Here is a 904-nt window from a genome sequence, read left to right as displayed (position 1 = left end):
GGTCATGGACGTCGGCGTGGGCGTCGGCGAGCACGCGCGCCGCGGCGAAGGCATCGCCGGCCACGTACTGGCCGCCGTGACCGGCGCCTGCCGCAACGCCCTACTCGACGGCCGCCCGATCCGTCCCGGCGAACCGTTCGCCGTCCCCGACCAATCAGTACTCGACTTCGGCCCCTGCGGCCCGTCCGGCCTGCGCGGATACCTGGCCGTACGCGGCGGCTTCGCCGTCCCCCGCGTGCTGGGCAGCCGGGCGACGTTCCTGCTGGGCGGCTTCGGCGGCGGCTCGGGCCGCGCGCTCGAGCCCGGCGACGAACTGCCCGTCGGCCGAGACGAGAACTGCGCCGCCCCCGCCGTGCTCACCCCGATCCTCCCCGAACTCGCCGGATCCTGGACCCTGCGGGTCATCCCCGGACCGCACGGAGCCCCCGACTACTTCACCGGCGACGCCCTGGCCCGCCTCTTCGCCGCCGAGTGGCAGGTGGACCACCGCAGCGACCGCACCGGCATCCGCCTGGCCGGCCCCGCCGTGGAGTTCGCCAGACCGGACGGCGGCGAGGCCGGCCTGCACCCCTGCAACATCCACGACTCCGCGTACCCGGTCGGCGGGATCATGGTCTCCGGCGACACCCCGGTCATCGTCGGTCCCGACGGCCCCAGCCTGGGCGGCTTCGTCGTGCCCGCCGCGGTCATCCAAGCCGACCTCTGGAAGCTGGGCCAGCTCCGCCCCGGCGACCGCGTCCGCCTCCAGGCCGTCCCGCCGCGAACCGCCGCCGCCGCCCGCGACCACCGCCGCGCCCTCCTGACCGACCCCCGCGCAGCCGTCGCCTCCCTCCTCTTCCCGCCGCCGGGCCGAGATCGCGATCAGCCCGCGGCACTGGCGGTTGCCGCGCCTACGGCCACCACC

The 904-nt window shown here is 76.5% G+C and carries 1 protein-coding gene; it reads left to right on the top strand.

The annotated features are described in order from the left end of the window. Positions 1-16: 16 nt before the first annotated feature. The coding region (locus KDK95_RS34795; protein WP_372463436.1) for a 5-oxoprolinase subunit C family protein at positions 17-904 on the top strand (888 nt) is incomplete at its 3' end.

Source organism: Actinospica acidithermotolerans, from assembly GCF_018139625.1.
Classification (GTDB): Bacteria; Actinomycetota; Actinomycetes; order Streptomycetales; family Catenulisporaceae; genus Actinospica; species Actinospica acidithermotolerans.
This window is presented reverse-complemented; position numbering and strand designations above follow the sequence as displayed.